This window comes from Halobacterium sp. KA-6, assembly GCF_021029015.1.
Lineage (GTDB): Archaea > Halobacteriota > Halobacteria > Halobacteriales > Halobacteriaceae > Halobacterium.
Map to the genome: position 1 here is coordinate 126778 of NZ_JAJJZH010000005.1, position 21202 is coordinate 147979.

The 21202-nt window shown below is 55.5% G+C and carries 14 protein-coding genes and 1 pseudogene; 7 read left to right on the plus strand and 8 right to left on the minus strand.

Annotated elements, in window-relative coordinates; all coding sequences use genetic code 11:
* Nucleotides 1-406: 406 nt before the first annotated feature.
* Together LPA46_RS11705 and LPA46_RS11710 are read left to right on the plus strand one after the other, a co-directional pair.
* Nucleotides 407-1162 (plus strand): site-specific integrase, encoded by a 756-nt coding sequence (locus LPA46_RS11705; RefSeq protein WP_230892644.1) that lies wholly within the window; start codon nt 407-409, stop codon nt 1160-1162.
* A gap of 617 nt (nt 1163-1779) precedes the next feature.
* Nucleotides 1780-2076, plus strand: a complete 297-nt coding sequence (locus LPA46_RS11710) for a hypothetical protein (protein ID WP_230892645.1) — start codon at nt 1780-1782, stop codon at nt 2074-2076.
* A 544-nt stretch (nt 2077-2620) separates the two neighbouring features.
* Here the strand turns inward: LPA46_RS11710 and LPA46_RS11715 are convergent.
* A complete protein-coding gene (locus LPA46_RS11715) occupies nt 2621-2875 on the minus strand; it encodes a winged helix-turn-helix domain-containing protein (protein WP_230892646.1) in 255 nt (84 codons plus the stop codon).
* 126 nt (nt 2876-3001) lie between these two features.
* Between LPA46_RS11715 and LPA46_RS11720 the strand changes: the two genes are divergently transcribed.
* On the plus strand, nt 3002-4072 hold the full coding sequence (locus LPA46_RS11720) for a hypothetical protein (protein ID WP_230892647.1): 1071 nt from the start codon (nt 3002-3004) through the stop codon (nt 4070-4072).
* Nucleotides 4073-4288: 216 nt separating this feature from the next.
* Nucleotides 4289-5278 carry an AbiV family abortive infection protein gene (locus tag LPA46_RS11725; RefSeq protein ID WP_230892648.1) on the plus strand — a complete coding sequence of 330 codons (990 nt, stop codon included), beginning with the start codon at nt 4289-4291 and terminating at the stop codon, nt 5276-5278.
* Between the two features lie 552 nt (nt 5279-5830).
* On the opposite strand, the pseudogene LPA46_RS11730 reads toward LPA46_RS11725, so the two are convergent.
* The 5 genes and pseudogenes from LPA46_RS11730 to LPA46_RS11750 all read right to left on the minus strand — a co-directional run.
* Nucleotides 5831-6312: pseudogene (locus LPA46_RS11730) on the minus strand (hypothetical protein); the annotation flags it as partial.
* Between the two features lie 461 nt (nt 6313-6773).
* Entirely contained in the window at nt 6774-7838 is a 1065-nt protein-coding gene (locus LPA46_RS11735) for a type I restriction enzyme HsdR N-terminal domain-containing protein (protein ID WP_230892650.1), read from the minus strand.
* A gap of 82 nt (nt 7839-7920) precedes the next feature.
* On the minus strand, nt 7921-9360 hold the full coding sequence (locus LPA46_RS11740; protein WP_230892651.1) for a hypothetical protein: 1440 nt from the start codon (nt 9358-9360) through the stop codon (nt 7921-7923).
* A gap of 108 nt (nt 9361-9468) precedes the next feature.
* The gene (locus LPA46_RS11745; RefSeq protein WP_230892652.1) at nt 9469-9771 is read right to left on the minus strand and encodes a hypothetical protein; all 303 of its coding nucleotides are present in this window, start codon (nt 9769-9771) and stop codon (nt 9469-9471) included.
* A gap of 6 nt (nt 9772-9777) precedes the next feature.
* Entirely contained in the window at nt 9778-10113 is a 336-nt protein-coding gene (locus tag LPA46_RS11750) for a hypothetical protein (RefSeq protein ID WP_230892653.1), read from the minus strand.
* Between the two features lie 138 nt (nt 10114-10251).
* Between LPA46_RS11750 and LPA46_RS11755 the strand changes: the two genes are divergently transcribed.
* Together LPA46_RS11755 and LPA46_RS11760 are read left to right on the plus strand one after the other, a co-directional pair.
* The gene (locus LPA46_RS11755) at nt 10252-10989 is read left to right on the plus strand and encodes a TrmB family transcriptional regulator (RefSeq protein ID WP_230892654.1); all 738 of its coding nucleotides are present in this window, start codon (nt 10252-10254) and stop codon (nt 10987-10989) included.
* On the plus strand, nt 10986-11444 hold the full coding sequence (locus LPA46_RS11760; protein WP_230892655.1) for a SocA family protein: 459 nt from the start codon (nt 10986-10988) through the stop codon (nt 11442-11444). Before LPA46_RS11755 ends, LPA46_RS11760 begins: the two co-directional genes overlap by 4 nt.
* On the opposite strand, the gene LPA46_RS11765 is transcribed toward LPA46_RS11760, so the two are convergent.
* Nucleotides 11445-15326 carry an Eco57I restriction-modification methylase domain-containing protein gene (locus tag LPA46_RS11765; RefSeq protein ID WP_230892656.1) on the minus strand — a complete coding sequence of 1294 codons (3882 nt, stop codon included), beginning with the start codon at nt 15324-15326 and terminating at the stop codon, nt 11445-11447.
* 105 nt (nt 15327-15431) lie between these two features.
* Nucleotides 15432-18812 (minus strand): DUF5817 domain-containing protein, encoded by a 3381-nt coding sequence (locus LPA46_RS11770; protein ID WP_230892657.1) that lies wholly within the window; start codon nt 18810-18812, stop codon nt 15432-15434.
* Between the two features lie 838 nt (nt 18813-19650).
* Between LPA46_RS11770 and LPA46_RS11775 the strand changes: the two genes are divergently transcribed.
* Nucleotides 19651-20763, plus strand: coding sequence for a pentapeptide repeat-containing protein (locus LPA46_RS11775; RefSeq protein WP_230892658.1), 1113 nt, complete (start codon nt 19651-19653; stop codon nt 20761-20763).
* The last annotated feature ends 439 nt before the right edge of the window (nt 20764-21202 follow it).

Below are 21202 nucleotides of genomic sequence, written 5' to 3' on the forward strand. Positions count from 1 at the left end.
TGAAACGTTTTCGCTGATCAATACGTCTGTAAGTTCATACATTGCCTTGCTTGTTCTATACTCGGACCTTCTGCCGTTGATTCTGGAGATGAATTCAAGACGGGAGCGATGGGCCCCTATTGATGTAGTGTCATGTCTTGATTGCGGTTGTGCTAGAGGGCCCCGAGGCAGTTTTACCAGGTTTTTGTTATGTAGGAGAGATGAGTTTTAGAGACAGGAGTATATAAAGGAGTGATAGCCACTGGCTCAGCATTCTCACCCCACATTCTGTGGGGTGAATTTTCTCTGAAGTTCTATCTAGTTTACCGCAAACTAGATAGACAATTCTGGTTTAGCCTCGGAAATCGGGCGGATAGATCACAGGTTGGGCGGGTATTTATTAGATTGCAGCTATCTAATAGATAGTATGCCCAGCTCAACATATCGGCCTCTCGAAATAATTTCGGACGGCGATTCAAACTCGGAGTATACTAGATTTCGAAATGCAGCCCGTGAAGGAACGCCGCTGGAAGAACTAGTTGGTCTAACTGGTCTTGATACCGGGCTGCGAGTTTCGGCTCTTGCTCACATGAATGACTCCTGGTTTGAGTGGCGAGGTGGCGATCTCTACATTGACGTCCCCGCATACCAGAAATGTACCCTTGGCTCGGGAGAAACTGGGTCAGGGGGAGACCGAACCGACCGAGGAGACCCGTGTTGGTACTGTAGGAATCGTAGCTCCGATAAAGCATTTCTGCCAACAAAGAATAGGCTCCCTGACCATGGGGACTGCTGGCATCCAAAAAGTGAGGCTGGATGGAAAGGACGATTGATTCCAGTAATTGAAGACGAAACAGTTGAGATATTAACCACATACTTCCAGCTGAACGATACCCTCGTTGGTTCTCAGTCAATCCGAAACATCATCACGCGAATTGCTCGCCGAGCAGGAATTCACGAGGTTATTAACTACAGTGGCGGGAAGGACAAAAACTGGCCTACGACTCATGACCTCCGAGATACCTACGGAACGAAACTTTCCCTAATGGGCTACAACCGCGACGAAATCAAGAATGCAATGGGCCATGCCTCAATTGAGCAAGCTGATGACTACATCCAACTGAGCGGTGTCGAAGCCACCCGCAATTTCGCAGATAAGTGGGACAGCGACTTGACATCGTAAAATGACGAAGCGACAACTGAGAGAGTTTGACAACGAACCACTTGACGCCGATGAACGTGATGTGGTTATTGAAAAGGTGCAGAGCGAATCTCCGGTAACGAGATATGCTGTTCTTGGGCTGCTCTATACTGCTATGACGGCCGCTGAACTGAGCCACTTACGGAACCGGATGGTTAGAAATCGAGACCAAGGTAGACTGTTGGTTCTGAGTGGATCGACTGAATGCCGTGTAGGTAATGGTCGAAGAGGCCCCACTGGACGCTGGCAACTAACGGGCGACGCCGAACGTGGAGATGGGTGTAGATGCTGCAATGGAACATACACTTTCGATAATACTCGCTCAATTCCAGTCCAACACAACGACGCCATCGGTGCACTGGAAGACTTCTTTGACCTCTACGATTTGACGCCTTCAAATGCCGTTCTGAGGCGAGCCGTCGATAAATTCGGGGATAAATGCGGGATTGCCCGAATGAACGTAGAGGTCCTCCGATACACGTATCCAGTAATCTTGGCTGAACATGGGTTTACACGTGTGGAGATTGGGGAAGCGATAGGCGTCACAGAAGGGACAAGAGAGGATATGAGCTTTTCAGAGCAAGTTGGGCCATACTGTCGTGATAGAAATCCGTTTATTTGTGACGCTGAACTCGGGTCTGGCGAGACGTGTAGCAGGCCGGCAGAGACGGGAGCAGATCGTTGTGCCCGCCATAGCGGTAGCACAGCAGTATGCGGGGCGTTGCTTGACAATGGAAGCCGGTGTGAATTCCTCGTCGACGATCCAGACGAGCGATGCGTACATCACTCCACAGAAGATGGATTACCTATCTGTGGTGCAGAGCTGGATGATGGAGGAACGTGCCAATCTCCAGCACTGGAACCGGGAGGGTCATGTTTTCATCACTCCGAAGTGAACGAGTCAACCCACTGTCTGGCTGAGACAACTGATGGAGGTCGTTGTATGAGGGCTATCTCTCAGTCAAAAGATGTTGACCAGTGCTCATTTCATCGGAATGACCACACCTGTAACGCCGAGACGGCACGGGGAACAGAGTGTACTCGTCCGGTAGATGAACCAGAGGACCGGTGTCGGGCTCACAAAGAGGATAGATCGATTTGTGGTGCTGAGACGGATAACGGCGGTGTGTGCCAACGGACATTGAGTGGGTCGAGTAATCGATGCCACTTCCATTCGGATGATTAGGTGTTGCCCTCTGCGACATCTGATACAGGAGCCAGTTGTGATTGACTACTCCTGAGGGTGTCATAGAACAATTCACATGCCCGCTGTATAGCGATCCGAAGCGATCGACCGCGACCCGGCTACCGTCCGCGAGGTTGTGCTGCGAATGTACGACGGCAACCCAGTGACCACGCCGATGTGACCCACCGATTCATTGCTGACCTCGTCACCATTGAGGAACGCCTTCGAAAACGAGATAAGCGAGGATCAGGAAGCTAGTTATCGAGGTTGCTGGCGTCGAGTTCACCAGCTAGATAGCGTCGTCCATCGTCAGTGAGTCCGTAATAGCCAGGTTTTGCTTCGGTCACGAGCCCGTACTCGACGAGGACACTAAGGCGTTGACTTACCCAGGATCGTGAGCGGTCGATGTTGTGGCCGATTGCGGCGGGGCCGAGTTCAAGCCCAGAGTCGAGGACTTCGAGGATGCGGTCGTCAGTGGGGTTTTGCATCCAGTCTCCGGGCTGTCTCATTGTCTCTGTCCTCTTCCGCCGTATTATTACTCTTATCGAAGTGTAGAACAAAACTAACGGAATCGTCTATTATACTAAACGGAACCGTGAATAGCCTTTTACCGAATTAGTCCAAACCCCCACGTAATGACAACCCCCTCCACTCAACCCCAATCCCCACTCGACGGCGTCGAAAACTCCCTATCCAATCTCCGGGACCACGAACTCCTCAAAACAATTCCCCCTGAAACAGTCCTCACCATCACCTGGCAACCCCCATCGTCCGACACCCCCGTCACCACAACCGCCGAGGTAACAGACACGGACTCACCATCCCCACTAGTCACACTCGCCCCGGAGTCCGATGAAACGATGCTCTATGCGACCTGCCCTGACGACGACTCACTCTACATTAAACCAGCAACCAAGACCCAAGCCATTGACAGCGGCGAAATACGTGATGTAACTGTCCAGAGCGTTCCTGTCAAACCCCTCTATATCACCGATAAAGGTGTCAACACCCCTGACCCCCTCGTCGGCAAAACCGGCTACCTCAACATTAAATCCAACACCGGGGATGCGCACCAGAAAATCACTGACCCCGGCCTCGAGGAATACGATCAACGGCTTCTCATCCCCCTCATGCCGGCGAACGACCCCCACGAGCTAGACGGGCGTGAACTCTCAATCTGGCTGCTCAGCGATCGACGACGCTGGTATCGTATCGTCGACGACCGCAATCACTCCTTGGACAGTTACCCACTCGTTGATCGGCCAGCCTACAGTGCAGGCGAATTAGAGGAGAACCCGTACTATGAACGCCTTGAAACCAGTTGGGAGGTCGTCCAACAACTCAAGCGCGCGGTCCGGGACGACCCCCAGTTTGACGATGAGTCAGAGGACCGTATTGTGAATCGTTTCATGAACATGGGGTCTGATCTCCGTGGGGTCCAACTCCGTGTTGACTGTCCGAACCCGCGGTCGAAGCAATATGTGAACCCGACACTCTACCGAAATCCAGACTGGGAGACGTATGACGAAGCGCTGTCGATGATCGAAACACGACTAACTGCGGTAGCAGATGCCCACCGGAACGCGACCACCGATACGCGGCAGTTGACCCAAGTCAGGCGACGGATAAACGATCTTGAAACTGCAATCGAAGACCTCCGCGAATATGTTGTCGCCCCCACCGGAAAACCGACTGACACGCCCTAGCGATTACCCAGAAACCACCAGAAGGGCTCAATTGGTCGGTTGGTTGTGACAGGTGTGGCTAAGGCCACAAACCCAAAACACTCCCCACGCCCCGCTCAGCCTCTACCCGAAACCGGCCCCTTGGGGACGCGCGAAAATTCTGAGTTCAGCCAATCGTTGGTTCCCTCAATCCATAGGGGAGACAAACTTATTCTATTGTTTGCATATAAGGGGAATATGAAGGAATTTGATGAGGGCGTTCGAGAAACCTTAGCGGAGACACGAGTCCATATAGGTGAGACGGCGTTCAACCATGTTACGAGCGCTATCGGTGTGTTTGAGTCTCACGCATATGCTCATTCCTGTTTCCTCGCTATTACTGCGATTGAAGAAATGGGCAAGGCAAGAACACTCCAGATAGTACAGGGAGACGCGTTTGAACACTATGAACCTGTGAGAATATATGACGGAGAAATCCATGATTTCCTCCAGAACCATAGCACAAAGGCGATTCGGGCGGCGGCGTCAGGTTTAGCAGCCAACCACGGCGCTGTACGCCGTCACGGGAGACATGATGAGGCGGACCTCAACCTTTCTTCAGGAATACTGTATTTAGGTAAATCAAACAAGTGGATGAACGTTAGAAACGCCTGCTTGTACACAGATATGAATATTTCTGGAAAATCAGTGTACTGGCCAACTGATGAAATCTCCGCGCATCACGCATACTACTTCATCTGTATGGCGTTGGAAGTACTAGCTGAAGAATCAGAGGCAGGATTTGGTTCTCCTATAGAACATCTCGGTGATTTTGATCAAGTCACGGATTTTGAATCAGCCGTTGGTTTTCGACGCCAGATGTTAGAGTTGCTATACGGTTTCATGGACTCTTACGAGACCCAATTTGACCCAAGCCATCTGGAGTTCTTCGTCGAGGACCCGCGTCAAGATGATATACGGGAGGAAATTCGAGAGCAAGAGGTTCGAGTAGATGATAACAGGAGAGAGAAGCTGAGGAACATGGTTTTGGCAGGCATGGATGATGATATAGACACTGAGAAGCTTCCAGAGGGAGTTAGCTTGGAGGAATTCCGTGAACCGATTATCAGAGAGATGGTTGATACGATGATGGATGTTCCCTATCACACGGGGCAGAATTTTCACCCCGAGTGGAGCTCGTTGAGAGAAAAGGTGAATGAATACGTCGAATATGAGCGGGTGGAGTGAGAAGTACGCGAATCTATAATTTGGTGTTCTATCGAGAGACAATCGAGGGCTACGCAGGGTCACCCTCGGGGTCACACGCGACGAGAATCCGTTTCCCGAATATGCACACGAATCGCAGTATCTCGTTCACACGATGGCAGCCGCGATTCGGGTGTTCGAGCGATCAATACGTGGACTTCCACAAGTTAAGGTCCATGCCAGTGTCCTGGTGAGCACGAATCCCGGAATAGTATGGACTCAACAAGGGCAAACTCAATCCGGGAGCTTGGACTACGGTCCTCACGCAGTCCAGGTGAAGAGCGTAACGTGAACCACCTGTAGAGATCACAAAGATGGTCCCCGGCTAGCGACAGCGAATAGCGACGACACAGAGGCTACGTCTCCTGGAAGACGGCGTGCGCTCGCGGTGGTATGAGTACGCCCTGGTTCCCGGTCGTGGGTCCGGATCTCAGATGACTAGGCCAAGGCTGTTCATGAGGTATTGCTCAATGTCCAGTAGCCAGAGGGCTATGTCGAGTTGGACTAACGGTTCCCTCGAGTATGTGAGCAGAGTCAGTCCGCGACCGTCTCCTCGACAATATCAACTTCCTCGTCGGTGAGACCATAGAGCTCGTAGACAATCTTGTCGGTGAGGTCGTCCGTGCGCTCGACCTTCGCCTCCAGCTCCTCGGCGTGCTCGACCGTTTCGGTGTAGATCTCCAGGCCCTTGCGGACGTCGTCGACGGCGGGCAGCGTGAGCTTGCGCAGGCGGTCTACCAGCGAATTCGTCTTCGTCGCCGTCTCTCGGAAGTTCGCGAATCCGCGGCTTCGTCGACGGCGACCGGAACGAACGCCTTGATGAGGTCGGCCTCGGTCTCCGTGAGGTCCGTGATGCGCAGCGCCGTCAGCGGCTCCGTCTTCGTGTACCACAACTGGTCTGTCTCATGGTCGTCCTCGTCGTCGGGCTTATAGCGCGCCGTCAGCCGTATCTCAACGGTGTTCGGGGATTCGTGCTCGATGGACGGCTCGCCGACGCGGAGGTTTGGCCTATTTTTGACACGATTTAGATGGCGGCACAGCGAGTACGGTGAAGACGAGTAGGAACTTGACCGCTCGTTCTCCATCGGGAACAGGCAGAAGCCGCAGGACCACCTCACCGTCTCCAAGCGGTAGGAGCTTCGACAGGCTGCGCTCAACTACGGGGAGATTCCCATGTACAAAACGGTCAAGTGTAAGGAGGAACGCCGTGAGCGACCAGAGCCCTACGTGGCCTAGCGGAAGGGTATCCCATCGGCCTGTTGGGCGTTGACGATTGGGGCGATATCAATAGCTGGAAGTTCATCTCTCCGGTGTGGACGAGCTGCGATGCGGGACTCCGGCCCACAGTCGAGGGGCGAAATTTTCCAACAGGTCACCCCTCGATGTAGCGTCCCCGTGGGATATCAACCGGGCTGTTGCGCTTCTGGAGGGAAGTTTTCCCTCTCGGATACTGTGGCGGTCGAAGAACTGACTCAAATCACCAATTGTCGGAGAACTCTATCTCCAGATCCACCTTCTCCGGAAGTTCTGATACGTATCGTTTCTTGTCTTCAGAACTTAGGTTCGTGAGTAAGTAGTAGCCACCCGACACTCTCTGTTGTCCCCGCATTTCCGAACCGTTCGGATGCGTGGGTTCGTCGTTGAGAAGCGCTCGACTTCCCTGTCCTGTACCGGGAATGTAGGGTATATCGATCTCGTCAAGAAGCCGCTCCTCTCCTATGAGGTAGTTCACGAGTGATCCAACTGCCTCGGATTGGACGTCCTCAGCCACTCGAAAGGCGTCTCTCCCGTTTCGGGTGAGCCGAATCACATACTCCCCATCCTCTGATCCGTCACCTCTCGGGGGGTCTTGAACAACTGCCGTCCGGTGGGCCTGTTCTTCCAGCGTCTCGACCAGATCATCGACGAAGGCTTTCGCTGCATCCTCAACTTGCTGTGACACAGCATTACCAGCGACCGCCGTAACCTCTCCCGTCACATCTTCTGCGAGGGTTCCCTTGTTCTCCCGAAGTGAAGCGACTGCGTTCTGTACCGCTTCAATCTTTTTGGCAATCTGTCGTGACTCCCCCGAGTCGATATACTCCTGCGAGAGTGCCTTTAGAGGGTCTTCGTTGTTTGGCACATCCTCGATGGAGAACTCCGCGAGAGAGATTTCGTTAGGCCGGTTGCTGGATACGTCACGGCGGAATATCTCGAATTTCCGTCCATTCGTAAGGAGGCCCCAATCGACCCCGACCTGACGCATATAGCTTTTCAGCTGATTCTCGTGGCTTTGGTCGAGGGGCGTATCACATCCCTTTGCCTCCACGAAGACAACTGGCGTCCCTTCCCGTTTGAGCGCGTAATCGACCTTCTTCGTCCCCGATCCCATCTGGACAGAATACTCAAGCTCGACGTCTGACGAGAGAATATTCCACCTGAGTAGCTCGATCAGCGGTTCGATGATCTTCCGCTTGGTGTTCTCCTCGTCCATCTGCGGGGAGTCATCGATCAGACCCGCAGAGCGTTCCGCATATTCAGATAACTCCTCACGAAGCGTCATTTCGAGTTGCTTTTTCTGGCAACCGGATAAAGATACGGAGAATCTGATTCCGCTAAGATTTGACTTGCTTCTGGATGACTAATCAGGAGTCATCCTCAAACTCCACGTATTCGTTCTTCGAGTCATCCAAGTGGTCGCGAGCTGGCGAGGAATCCCCGGCAGATCGTACTTGGCGGGCTTCCCATACGTGATTCAACTTCTGGGGTTTCCCGAAGTTCCGACGATAGTAGAAGGACGACCCATACTTAGCTTGAAGCTCGTTTTCCGGTTCGTAATCTGCGGGTGGCTTCGGAGGCACATCAGGAAGTTCGTCCAATCCTGAGAGACCGCCGTTCGAGATATGGTCTTCAATATCTGTCCCGTCACTTGATTGGAGTTTGAGAGAACGGGACTCGGAGGGAACCATCGTGTACCCATATTGGTCAACATCATCAACACCCGCACCGGAACGGTAGACCCAATTCCCGTTATAGAGCGAACTAAACCCATCTACCCCGGTATCAGTTGCCCAGAGTCCAAGCCACTCCGAACGCGGGCAGATTAGGGGAAGGCTCTGTTCTTCCGCGAAAGAACTGAGGTTTCGGAAGAACGTCCCAACGCGGGGGGCCGTGCTGCTCTCGAACACTTCCTCTCCTTTGTAAACCGTAAGCGCAATTCCAGCATAATCTCCCCTCTCAACTTCACTTCGAAGTATTTTCAGCGCTTTTGAGGCCGTATCTTCTTCATTGCCACTTCCGTCTGAGAAGGCGGAATAGTGCAAGTACAGATGGAAGAAAGAACGCGGTTCTCCATCCGTTCGAGCAAACTCCGACATTTTGGAGTTCGCTTTACAGACCGCTGAAATCAGATCACTATCATACCGCCTAATGAGGGGTACAGGAGGGATGACAACGGAACTTGGAAGACCCATCGCTTCATCTGCTATTTGGCTAAAGAACCCGTCATAGTGCAACTCCGGAAGATTCTTCCAGATTTCACCGGGGTCTTCTCCAGTATCCGAGACCGCGCCCTTTGCGACGCCAAAGTCTCGTAGTATCGGGTTGAAATTCGACCGGATGAAAGGCCGAGTGAACTTAGGGAGGTAGTCAAGAGCAGTTTCGATTTTACCCTCTTGGAACGCAGTCTTAAACTCGGACTTTGCCTCCTTGTCGTGCTTCAACAAGTACGTTCGCAGTATGTTTGTTTTCCCGCGAAAGGCGAAAAGCTCTGGCGGGAAGAAATGAATCAGGGGATGATTCTCTTCCAGTTTTTCCACCTCGTTCTCCCCGATCGGCGTCTCTCCATCCTCGCCCGTTCTCTGGAGGATTGCATTCTTCTCCCGGAGACGAGGCCAGTCCCAAGCCGGCACTAAAATCGGATTGTAATCGTCGAGTGCTTCTCGATAGTCGAGGGTTACGTGGAGATCGTAATGCCAGTTCTTGACCTCAGGGGCAAAGAACGGGGTTTCGATTCCCGTGTGATTGCCGATTTGAACGGTAGTCTCGCCGTTGCTCGTCGTCTTGAAGGAATTGCTATCACTCATAATGACCTCCTATTGTTTTTCTTGAGAGGCAGTTGTTGGTACGGGAAGGCACACAAAAGTCCTTCTGATTATATAACGATCCCTGATGCCTGTGGATTCGAGTACCATTCACGGGTTCCACGCATCAACTTCTTTGTGTAGCCCAACGTACAGTAGGCCGAGAACGCCAACGGCACCCGCGAGTGGATTAGTGGCGAAGAACCCGTAGAGCATCGGGCCAGCGAAGAACCCGGCTACGGTAGTGAAGGCGATAGACGCTGCTTTTCCGAACATGGCATCCGATTTTGTTCTGAATTGCCCACTCCGACCGTGGTAGCCCGCCCTCGACGTCTGCCCGAACAGCCGAGCGTTAAACAGAACGCCGACAACGAATCCAACAATCGCACCGAGATAGGCGACGGGAAGCGACATTCGATTTTACCCTCCGCCACCACCGAAGACCATCGCACCGATGCCGACCGCCGTAAGCGTGTAGGGCAGAGCGTCGGTCATCGCGTGCTTGACGGCGTTTCCGTCATCCGGGTTGTGCTTGTCCATCTGTACCGTGTAGTAGTCGTCGTACTCTCGAATCTGGAAGCTATCCGTGGCCTGCTGATCACGGTACACCTTATTCGCCCCCATGTGGAGTGACATAGGAGATTCCGTGAACCGTGAAGGGATGCCACCGACGGCCCGCTTCGAGATCTTGACTTTCTCGCCGTACTCCTGCTGAGCCATGTGGAAAGCGGTGTTCCACGAATGCACTCGTTCCATCACCTTGGGGTATGTGAGGGTTTGACTTAGTATTTTTCCTGATATTCCAGATATAGAAGTGGCTATCAACTACTTCTGAGTAGTGGTGTAGGCCACCACAGAATTGATGTTGTCCGCCTTTGTGAGATTAGTAGTAGGATGGAACAACTGGGCGATGAGTTGAGTCGACTCGGATGGGGAAAGTATGAATCAGCTTGTTACCATGCTCTCGTGAAGTTTGGAGAAATGAAAGCGAGTCAAGTAGCGGCTCGTATTGACGCGCAACCCGCAAAGGTGTACCAGCCGCTAAACAGCCTTCACGAGCAAGGGTACGTCAAGGTTAGAGGTGAAAATCCGAAGCGGTACATCGCTCAGAACCCGCGTCACGTCATCGAAAAAGAGCGGGAACGATTTGAATCTGAATCGGACGAGATTCTCGAAAGTCTCGAAGAAGCGTGGGAAGTACAAATCGAACGGGGGCCTGACGCCGAGGACTCTGCGTGGGTACTCTCCGGACAAGATGGGATGAATACCGAGCTTTGCAACCTCATCAAGGAGGCCGACGAATCCATCGTCGGATTCGACACCCGATTAGCGTGGGCTACCCGTGATGTGATCGAAGCAATCGAGAAAGCCCTGGAGAACAATATCGATGTTAGAATTATCGGCACCCCCCACTCCTCAGAGACGTTAGACAGATTAGAGAAGTCAGGTGCTACCACGAACGTTGCCGACGACCACAATCGGTCTTCGTACTATGTCATAGACGAGGAGCGCGTCCTTCTGAATATCGGCACTCAGGACGCAACGCTCTCATTTGAAGACTCAGACGTTGCAAGTATTATAGTGAATGACTTTCAAACACACGCGCAAGAAGAAGTAGAGGCCCAAACATGAACACCAGAAAGATGCTCCCACTCGCATTGTTGTACGCTGATGAGGAGCATCAGATTGATGGGCGAACCCGATTCCAAAAGCTCATCTTCCTGATGCAGATGGAGGGGAACTTGAACGACCTCGACCCAACAGACACCTATCGATTCGAACCCTACGATTATGGGCCGTTCTCAAGTACCCTCTACGACGACCTGGATAGCCACATCGAGCGAGGGTTAATCGAAGACTCGAAAGAGGAATTGGACGAGGAAGATGATATTGTAAAGTACGAATATCAGCTCGAATCAGATGGGCAGGAGTTCGTTGAAGAGCAAGTCTCTGAGAATGAATTTGGGCGTATTGTCCAAGAAGCCGAGAGAATCATAGAGGAATACGGCGATATACCGCTTCCCGAACTGATCGACCTCGTATATTCCAAGTATCCGGATTACGCCGAAAACAGCGTACTCAGGTAATTAGAACACTTCGAGATAGTCCTCGATAACCTCCCGCTCTTCGTCGGTTAGGTCGAACATCTCGTACACCGTTTGGTCGATCTCTGCTTCGAGGTCTTCAATACTCGTCTCCTCGACTGTCTGCCGGTCAGATTCCAACGCCTCGATGAGTTCTTCCACCCCTTCCCGAGACTGTGGAATCGGAATCGTCTGTTCCTCCCCCTTCTTCATACTCCTACCGTCAACGGCGGCGTGAACGTATTGCGCTCTAAGTTTCTGCTCCTCGCGGTCGCCTCTGTCCATCAGCGGGTCAGTAATCTCGTCGGAGCGGCCAGCCGTCACAGCGAAGCGACCATCCGTCTTCTCCTGAATGTCGGCGTTCACCGGGTAGCGTCGGGTCTGCCACTCGTAGTCGATGTAACCAAGATCGCCGTCGAAGTCTCCAAGGTAGGCTTCGGGGAAACGAGCAGTTCGACTATCCACGTCGATAGTATCGGTAATCCGACCGGCCTTCTCGCGGAGAGTATCGAACTCCCCGTCTGATGCCGTAGTTATGCATGGGAGTTTTTCGACGTACTGTGAGCGATACTCATAGTACCCTCCTGCTTTGACGGTCGTGATGTGCTTGAAGTAGAAGTCCAGAGTCTTTGAGTTCAACTGGCAAGCAATCTCCTGTGTGTTTTCTCGGAAACTTTCAGTTAAGAGGACACCATAGGCCGTCGTGAAGTACCACGTCCCTGGCTCGTCGATCATAAAGGTAGCATCCTCCGAGATGTGTGCTTGGATGATTTTCGGGTTCTCGAATTTCCCGAGATTCTTGGGATAGATGTATCCGTACCAATCATCTCGTCCCTCCATTCGGCCACCTTCTCGACTTTCGAGTGCCTCCTTGTGTTCCGTGAAGAATTCCCACGTCTTCGGAAGGCTCTCACGAAGGTAGTCCTCTGGGTAGAGTCCTGCGTCAAGTTCTCCGGTCTCGTCGTTCTCCGCATAGTAGGGATGAACGACGTGCAGGCCCGACCAATCTCCCCGCCAACGTTTGACTTCGTCCCCTTGTAGGAACGGTCGGAGAAGGTCTGTCTCGATCTCGTACTGGTTTGACTCTCCCGTGGGAACGACGGTTACAACATCTCCAGTATCGTCTGACTCTATCCGGTCGGCATCAAGTACCTCAACGATGTAGATCTTGTTTGCGCTCGTCCGTATCCCTTGGAAGACCGCATCCGTCACAGACTCGATGCGGTCGTCGGATTTGTCTTCGAGTTTCCGAAAGACCTCCAACTCCTCCGGCGGCATCATCGACCAGTAGCCGTCGCCAAGTTCTCCCTGTGGGAAGTCGAACACGTCGATGAACTCGTCAGAGTATCCGGGTTCGTTACGGTGGTCGCGCACGGCGGCGACGATTTCCTCGTCTAACGCTCGCCCGGTGTCCTCATCGACGTTCGCTTTCACACGCACGCACCGAATTTGGTTCTCCTCTCGGGCCTCTTTGTCCGGCTCGTCTTCCGCAATTACGATGGCGGGGTAGTTCGTTGCGTCCTTGAACACGCCGGAATCCCGGAAATCGTACACCTCATCGAGAGCCGCTTCTCTGCGGAGTACACGACGAAGGCCATCCCCGTAGTCAGTCACCATGAACTGATTCGGCGTGATGTAGCCGAGTTTCCCCGTCCCTTCTTCCAGCCAGTCAAGCCCTCGCTCGTAGAACGGACAGTAGAGGTCGTAGTTGCCCGTCGTGGACTCATACAGTTCATCGAGAACTGATTTCTGCTGGTCGGGAAGGTTCTGGATGCGAACGTAGGGCGGGTTCCCGACGACGTACTGGTAGTCCATGTAGTTCTTGACGACGAGCGCGAGAACGCTGTCCTCGAACATCTTGAACAGCCGTCCGTCGCCGTGTTCTTCCCGCAGGTAACGCACCGTCGCGAGAACGTCGTTAACGTACGGCTCGAAGAAGTCCTCGACGCCATCGTATTCACGGGTCGTGTAGCGGTGGATGCCTTCTTCGAGGCCGCCGCCGTACTCCCACCAGCCTTCCTGCATGTGGAACTTCACCACGTCCAGAACGCCCTGTAACGCCGCGTAATACTCCCCGAAGTTCCGCACGCCAGCGTTCACCTTGGCCGTGTCGTACTTCGGCATCCGCACCCGCTGAACGAGGAAGCCGTCCTCCAATTCTGAATCGGCCACCTCGTCCTCATCGACTTCGATGGGGAGGGGTACGGGAATCTTCACGTCTTGGTTGTCCTCCGTGATCGAGTCTAACGTCATCTGCGTCTGGCCCTCATCCCCGAGGTCGATACCCGTTAATTCCCGCTCATTCCGCAAAGAGTCTGTTCGGAAGATCGGGAGCCGGCGAATCGTGAAGTCCTCGTCCTCCTGTTTCGCCTGCTTGTACTCGGGGAGGATGGCGACCATGAAGCGAATCTGTGCCATCAACACCGCGAACGGATGGATGTCCAGCCCGACGATGTGGGGTGTCGTACACAGTTCGGTGAGGTGTTCCGACCAATCCGGGTCGTCGTTGTACCGGCGGACGTCGTCGAGGTAGCGGTTGACGGCTTCCACGAGGAACGTACCGGAACCACAGGATGGGTCGATGATACGCTCCTGAGAGACGCCAACATCGTAATCGACACCATCCATGATGTAGTCGATGACCGGCTGTGGCGTGTAGAACTCCCCGAGGGCCTTCCTTGTCTCCGGGTCGAAGTATCGCTGGTAGAGGTCGCCCAACGGGTCGCCCTGAACCTCCGCGAAGTCGAACTTCAGCACGGCAAAGGAGACGTGCGCGATGGCGCGACTGAACCGTTCGCGGGTCGCCGGGCTGACACGGCTCACATCACTCCCCTCTTTCGCGACAGACTCGAACCGACTGTACGGATTCTTGTGCTGGCTGGCGGTTTCTTTGCCATAGCCGTCCGTCCACCAGATGAAAATATCGTCCTCAAAGAGGCTCTGAACGAGGTGGTTGCGCATATCCTCGATCATCCCGTTCGCCGCAATCGGGTAGGCGTCCAGCTCGATGGAACCACTGAATCCACCAAGTTCATCGAAGTATCGGCGGAGCCCCGTCTTGTTGGGGAAGAAGTCGTGGTCATCTGTGGCCTTCGCCAAGAGGAGCCGGGCGAGGAGTGCGTGGCCGGATTCCAAGCAGAACATGAAGTCGCGGAGGGACTGCTGGCCGTCGATGAAGGGTTCCCACGAGTCGGGTGTCTCGTCGGGTTCGCTGGCGTAGCTGGCCTCCCAGAAATCGTACGCGCCTTCCACGAACTTCGCCTCCTGCTCGTCGCGGAGTTCCACGAGCAAGTCCATCATCGCCGTCACGAGGTCGGCAAACGGACTGTTCTCCTCCAAGCGGAATGTCTCGAAGAAGTGTTCCTGTCCGAGTTCGCCGTCGAGTTCCACTTCGTCAAGGCGGTCGAGGAATGCCGTGACACTTTCCGGATCGGTAATGTCCCACTCAGGTTTCTGGAGTGCCGCTTCGAGGTCGGCGGCATCACTATTCGTCGCGTCTTCGAGGAAGACACGTTTCATCCGGGAATGGCCGTCACGGCTGTAGAGGCGGAGTTCGTCACCGTTGGTGAGGACGCCGTAGTCGGCTTTGAGCTGGTCGACGTAGTGGAATAGTTGGTCTTCGTGAGGGTCGAGGTCGCGGTCGGTGGTCTTGAACTCGTAGACTACGGTGACGGACTCGTTGTTGTCGAGAGTGACGTAGTCAGGGCGTCGGTCGTCGGGGAGTGTCCATTCACTTCGGAGGTCGTAGCCCGCACCATCGTAGCCGAGGAGCGTATAGAAGTTCTCGTTGAGGAACGCGTTCTCCACGTCTTTCTCGCTCATATCCGCACCGAGGCGTGATGCGATTCCGTGGAGGGCATCGAGAATCGCAGACGTATCAGACATATCCGTCTCGAAACAGTCGGGCATCAAAAAGGTTGCATCCCTGTGCCTCTTACTCGCATCCCCCAACCAGATTCGTACTGCGTCTTACTCACGTCCCCCAACCAGCTAATCGCCAGCCAGCGCTCCCATAAGCGTCTGCTGTCCGGGTGACGCGCCGGGTGGTGGTGACCCGATTCTCGCCACCACCTCCTCGTCGTCCTCTTCGACATCCTCGAAGTACACCCGCAGGAAATGTTCGTACTGCGCGATCCCCGGAACTGCCTCGATGACACGCTCGAAGTCCGTGTCCGTCCAGAACACCGGGTCGTGGACGTTCACGGCGTCAACGTCTTCTGGCAGGTCCGGGTCCAACCGATCCGCAGCGCCATACAGGACGTCTCGCCACCGCACCGTGCCGAGTGAAACCTCCTCGATGGTGCTTTCGTGGTCCTCGTTGTACGGCTCGTCGGTATCGCTGGCTGGTGTCCACCACGGCTCCAAGTACGCACGGTACTCACCCCGCCCGACACGCTCGACGATATCCAACGCCCGCAACCGCTGCAGGTAGCGGTCGACCGAATTCTCCGATGAGACGTCGACAAGCTCCTGGCGTGAGACCGGGGTGTCGCTCGCCAGCAGCAGCTTCACCATCTTCTGCATCGCAAGTTTCGGCCGCTCGCCCTCGAACAGCGACGGCAGCAAGCGATTCGCCGGGAGCGTCGCGACGCCAGTCGCAAGCGCGCTGACCGAGAGCTCGTCGCCGACGCGGTCCCGGGACTCGAGGGCCTGCATCGCCGCCGCGACGTCAAACGGCGACGGCCCCCGAGTGGAGGTCCCGAGTGCGGCGTGGACCACGTTCGCGAGCCGGTCGAGGTCTTGGCGTGCACCGGCGCCGAAGCCCTTCTTTATCGCGAACCCCTCCACGATCTCCCGGGTTGCCGCCACCGAGTTCCCCCTCCGGACAGGAACGTCCATGACGGCGGCGTCCTCGGTGCCGTCCTGAATGCGGTCCCGAACCCGGTCGTCTTCGGCGGTGAGGGCGGCCTCGACGTCGTTGACGACATCGTCGCTGGCGTCGTCGACGGCGACCACCCACGAGCACGTCAGGTCCGCCCGCGGGTCTCCGGGATCAATCTCGTAGCCCAGCCGGCTCTTCAGCTTCTCCTCGCGGCGCTCGCGCTGCATCCGATAGATGGAGTGAACGCCCTCGGGGCCACGGTAGACGCCCTGTTTCGCCACGACACTCCGGAAGAACCCGAGGAAGCGGCCGTATCGGCCGTCGTCGCGACGTAACTGCGTCGCGTCCGGCACCCGGAGGTGGACGGTGAGGTCGTAGCCGGCCGCGTCGTACAGCGCCGTCGCCGTCGTGAACAACCCGATGAGCTTCGAGACCAGTGCCGAGCGCTGGTCGTAATCGAGCTCATCGAACTTCCCGACCTCCTCGAGCAGCGAGCACCGAACGCTCTCCAGGCGGTCGCGGTAGCTGTGGTAGTTGTTCTCCTCGCCGCTGCTCATCCACCCCATCTGCGCCGCGAACTTCGCGACGTCCGCGAGCGCCGCGTCGAACGCATCGGCGCCGCCCCACAGATTCTCAAGGTCACTCCCTAGCCGGCTGCGCCGGAGAATCTTACTCCACGCCCGACTGCCGAGTAAGGAATCAACGAGACGTGCCAACGTCGCCAAGGGATTCCCCCACTCCAAGACCACCGCAACATCATCGTCGAACGCCGGCCCACCGGACAGATACGAGACACGGCCATCATCGAATTCCCGGAGGTTCGCATCCTCTACGACGGTTACGCCCTCAGTGCGGCGAGCGGACTGCAGCTGATGGTGGAGCGTCGCGGGTTCGATCTCGCGTGGGGCTTCACCGCCGCTGTACCGGCCGAGGAACCGCGTATAGCCGTCGTCCTCGGCGTCGCCGGTATCCGCGAGGAACGCCTCGGCGGCGGTGGTGCGGGGGCCGACGGCGGCCAGGCCGTCCCCGGGCCGGTCGTGCCGGTTTTGGGGAATACACTCTCTTGTATCGCGGTTGGGGGACTGAGTAAGACTCGCCTGAACGGGAGACTGGACAGCACCCGAAGAGTCGACATAACCGGCGAGAGAGGCGCCAAGCTCCGTTAGGACAACCTTACTCGGTGTGGTGGTGTCGTCAATGGTGACGAAGCCGGCGTCCACGAGCTCCTGGACGTACGCGTAGATGCTGCCCTCGGAGAGGCCGACGTCGTCGTCGGCCGCAAGGTCGCCGCGGGTTGCGCCAGCGGCCGAGAGATTGCCGAGGATGCGCGTGTAGCCGGTACCCGACCACTCGCGGTCACGGATGATGTCCCACGCCTGACTCGCGAGTGCCGCGTCCTCATCGCTGTCTGTGTCGGTTCTAGACGGGTGGGAGGTATCTGCGTCCTCGGTAAGACTGAGATGCCGGCTCGTCCAGTCAGCGTGCTCGTCGACGAGAATGGATTCCATGCGTGGTGTCGAGAACACCAACTGGATATCCAGCGCGCCGAGAGAGCGGGCGCGTGTCTCGCTGCGTGTGCCAACCCATTCGCCTTCGTTGAGCGTCGCAGCGACCTGTGGCGTCACCTCAAGAGCATCGAGCAGTGCGACCGGGCCAGCTCGGAGCGCTGCACGGCCTGCGTTGAGCAATCCACGGCCGGTCCCGATCCGCGTCAGTGACCCTGGGGCGTCATCAACAGTAGTGTCTTCCTCGACGGCACGGACGGCGAACGCGACGAGGTCACGGACCCACGCACGCACTTCGACCGGCGCCTGGCGGTCACCATCGATCTCAACGGTCCCTGGGTCGATCTCAAGCTGGTCGAGCAGCGCCGTCGCAATCGCTTCTGTGCTGGCGGCCTCAAGGTCGACGCCGTCTTGGTCAACTGTCCACTGAGCAACAGCGGCGGTGAGTGTCGGGAGGAGTTCCTCGAGGAGGGTGGGAATCCAGCGCCGCATCTGGGGCTGCAACCCACTGTGGACGACCGTCGTCGAGAGATCCGTCTGGCCATCCTGATCTGGCGGGATACGCGAAATACCGGGGGTTGCGGCCACGGGGAGTGGGGTTCCAAGCGGGTCGAAGGTGGGGTTCGCGTGCTCGGAATCGGGTTCCTCCGCGTCCGAGCGCGAGGAGGGTGTGGGCGTCGTCGATTCCTCGTTGGTGTAGAGGAGATCGGCGGCATCGTCGGCGCCGATATGGCGGAGGACTACCTCTTCGTCGGTGAGTGACGACCGGGCGGCGTCCTCAAGAGAGTCGTAGTCTGCGAGGGCGTCGTCGACGGTGGCACGGTACTGCTCGCGAGCACGTGAGTTGCTCCGGCTTGAGAGGATCTGGGTGCGCTTCTCGATGAGTGCGTCGCGGTCGGTGTCCTCGGCGAACTTGCGGAGTGTGCGAGTCCTGTAGGTAGTCCGACAGCGAGGGCAGTCTGTGGTCTTGCGGCCGGCGGCGGTGAGCCAGAGCTCGCTACAGTGCGAGCAACCGACGAGCCAGATGGTGTGGTGTCCGGACATGGGGCGTCTGTCCGGGAAGTTGCGTGCTGACGACTCCCGAGTTAGTCGTCGTACCCAGGACCGTTCGCGTTCGAAACCAGCCGGTAACGACTCTCGGCCAAGAGAATCGCGGAGCCACGGCTGGGGGCGAAAGCTATTAGGTCATGGGCCTGCGAGAACCAAGTGTCTAGGTGGGTTCTCTTGCCGTCGGGGACTAGCCATCCTCGGCGGCGAAATTTTATTTCGCCGACCAGAGGCATCCCCGACGACTATGGCACGTCGTGCGGTTATCTTGCCTTGGTTGCGTAGCCTTTGCCACCCCGCCCATAAAAAACTACGTCGGACAAATCACCACACCACTCCCCCGACCATCTGAGTCGGGAAAGATTGAGAGATCCAGACTGCGTTCAGCATGCGGGGCGACCGATAGGCCAACCTCGATAACTTCACTGATAGCGGCTCGCTCGTTCTGCATCGCGGGCAGACAGGAGATAAGGGCGACATCGACACCAAGAACACACGGATTCAGGACGATAGCTCCATCAGAGTCGAGGAAACGAGGACAGAAGTAGTTACGGAGAACATAGCATCTCGTCGGCAAGTTCAGTTACAACGGCCGGTCGCTGAACTTCCTCATCACGAAAAACCGGTACGTAGACATCTACGACAGCAGCGTCGGCACGATGGCGTTCGTGTAATTCCTGCACGATATCGTGATGCATCACGTCGCGAACTGAAACAACTACCCTGATCAGGCATCTGAGCCGGTAGTGGGCTCAGGCCGTCAGGGAAACACCACTCGTTAGCACGCTACCAAACGAGGCGGGAGCATTATCACGCCCTCGGAAGTCCTGTTAGTATGCCCAACTCTGAATGGAAGATTCCCAACGACCCGGATGTGGACCCGGAAAATATTGAGCCGGGAGCTGACCTCTCTGAGTCAAATCTCTCAGAGGCCGAGCTCCCTGGAGCCAATCTTTCAGAGGCAAATCTTCGTTCTGCCGACCTTTCGAATACTAACCTCTCGGAGGCCGAACTCTCAAATGCCTACTTGTTTGACGTTGACCTCTCGTCAGCTCTTCTTCAACATGCTGACCTCTCGGAAGCAGACATTAGGTCCGCCGACCTTTCAGAGGCTTTCCTCGGTTACGCTGACCTCTCTAGTGCCAGCTTAGGGGGGACCACGCTCTCAGGATCCAACCTTGTTCGTGCTGACCTCACATCGGCCAGTTTGTTGGATGCTGACCTGTCAAAAGCCGATCTCCATAACGCGACGCTTTCAGACGCCAATTTCCGTAATGCGATACTATCAGACGCTAATCTCCGAAAAGCAACGTTCTCAGACGCAAACCTTCGAAACGCGACACTTTCGGGGAGTGATTTAACGCGCTCTAACCTGAAAAACGCACTTTTGTGGGATACTCTACTTTCGGATATATTAGTTTCCCGAAATACTGACTTCAGCCGGCCGAGAAAGAGACTGGCGGATTTTGCCAAAGATGAAGAAACTGATACTCCTTCTAATCTTGCAGATTATTGGGACGTTGTCGCACGGACAAACCACGAACTGAGGACCGTATATAGCGACAACGGTCTCCTCAGCAAAGCCCGAAACGCACGCGTTCGAGAACGCCACGCTCGCCGGAAAGAGGCACTCCACGACGACACTCAGAGGGGAACAGCCGCGGCGATTGGGTCGCTGATTTCACGGTGGACGACTGGCTACGGCGTCAAACTCCTCCCAGTGGTTGGAGTCATGCTGGCTCTCTTCTTTGGCTCGACAATCGTGTACTCGAACACTGGAATGAGTGTCGCAGAGAGCCTGTACTATAGTGTAGTCACGTTCACCACCTCGCCACCAAATCCACCCGAACCGGGGCTGATGCGTCTAGTCGCTGCCGTCGAGACATTCCTCGGAACGACCATGATTGTCTTCCTCGGTTACGTTCTCGGTGCTCGCGAACAGGTGTAATAACCGGCATTATTCAGATTAGCTGATTCCATGCGAAGGCAAAGGTTTGCAACCTGTTTCCGTAGAGTCAGCAGTTGCGTGGCGGAAGTGGGTGGCAAACTGCTCAGTCCGGCATTTCAGCTCTTAAACACGCGTTCGTCGGTAGTGCCCACAAATTCGAGAACTATCGTCGCCACTATCCTTCTCACGTGTTCTCGAAGTCTCGTATTGAAGAGGCCCAAGGGCCTCTTCACTATCAACTAGAAGGTAAAACGGTTGCGTCCCACTAGTAAGATGTTCTCCCTTACGTCGGTGTCCGCATTCTCGACGGGGGCGGCGAATCTGGATTACCTTGTGTAAAACCGATCTAACCTCTACTCCAATTCACGTCCCATAGGGACGTGAATTGGAATGAGAGTTACGTGATGTGGAGTGGGAGCTATACACTCATCACATCTAT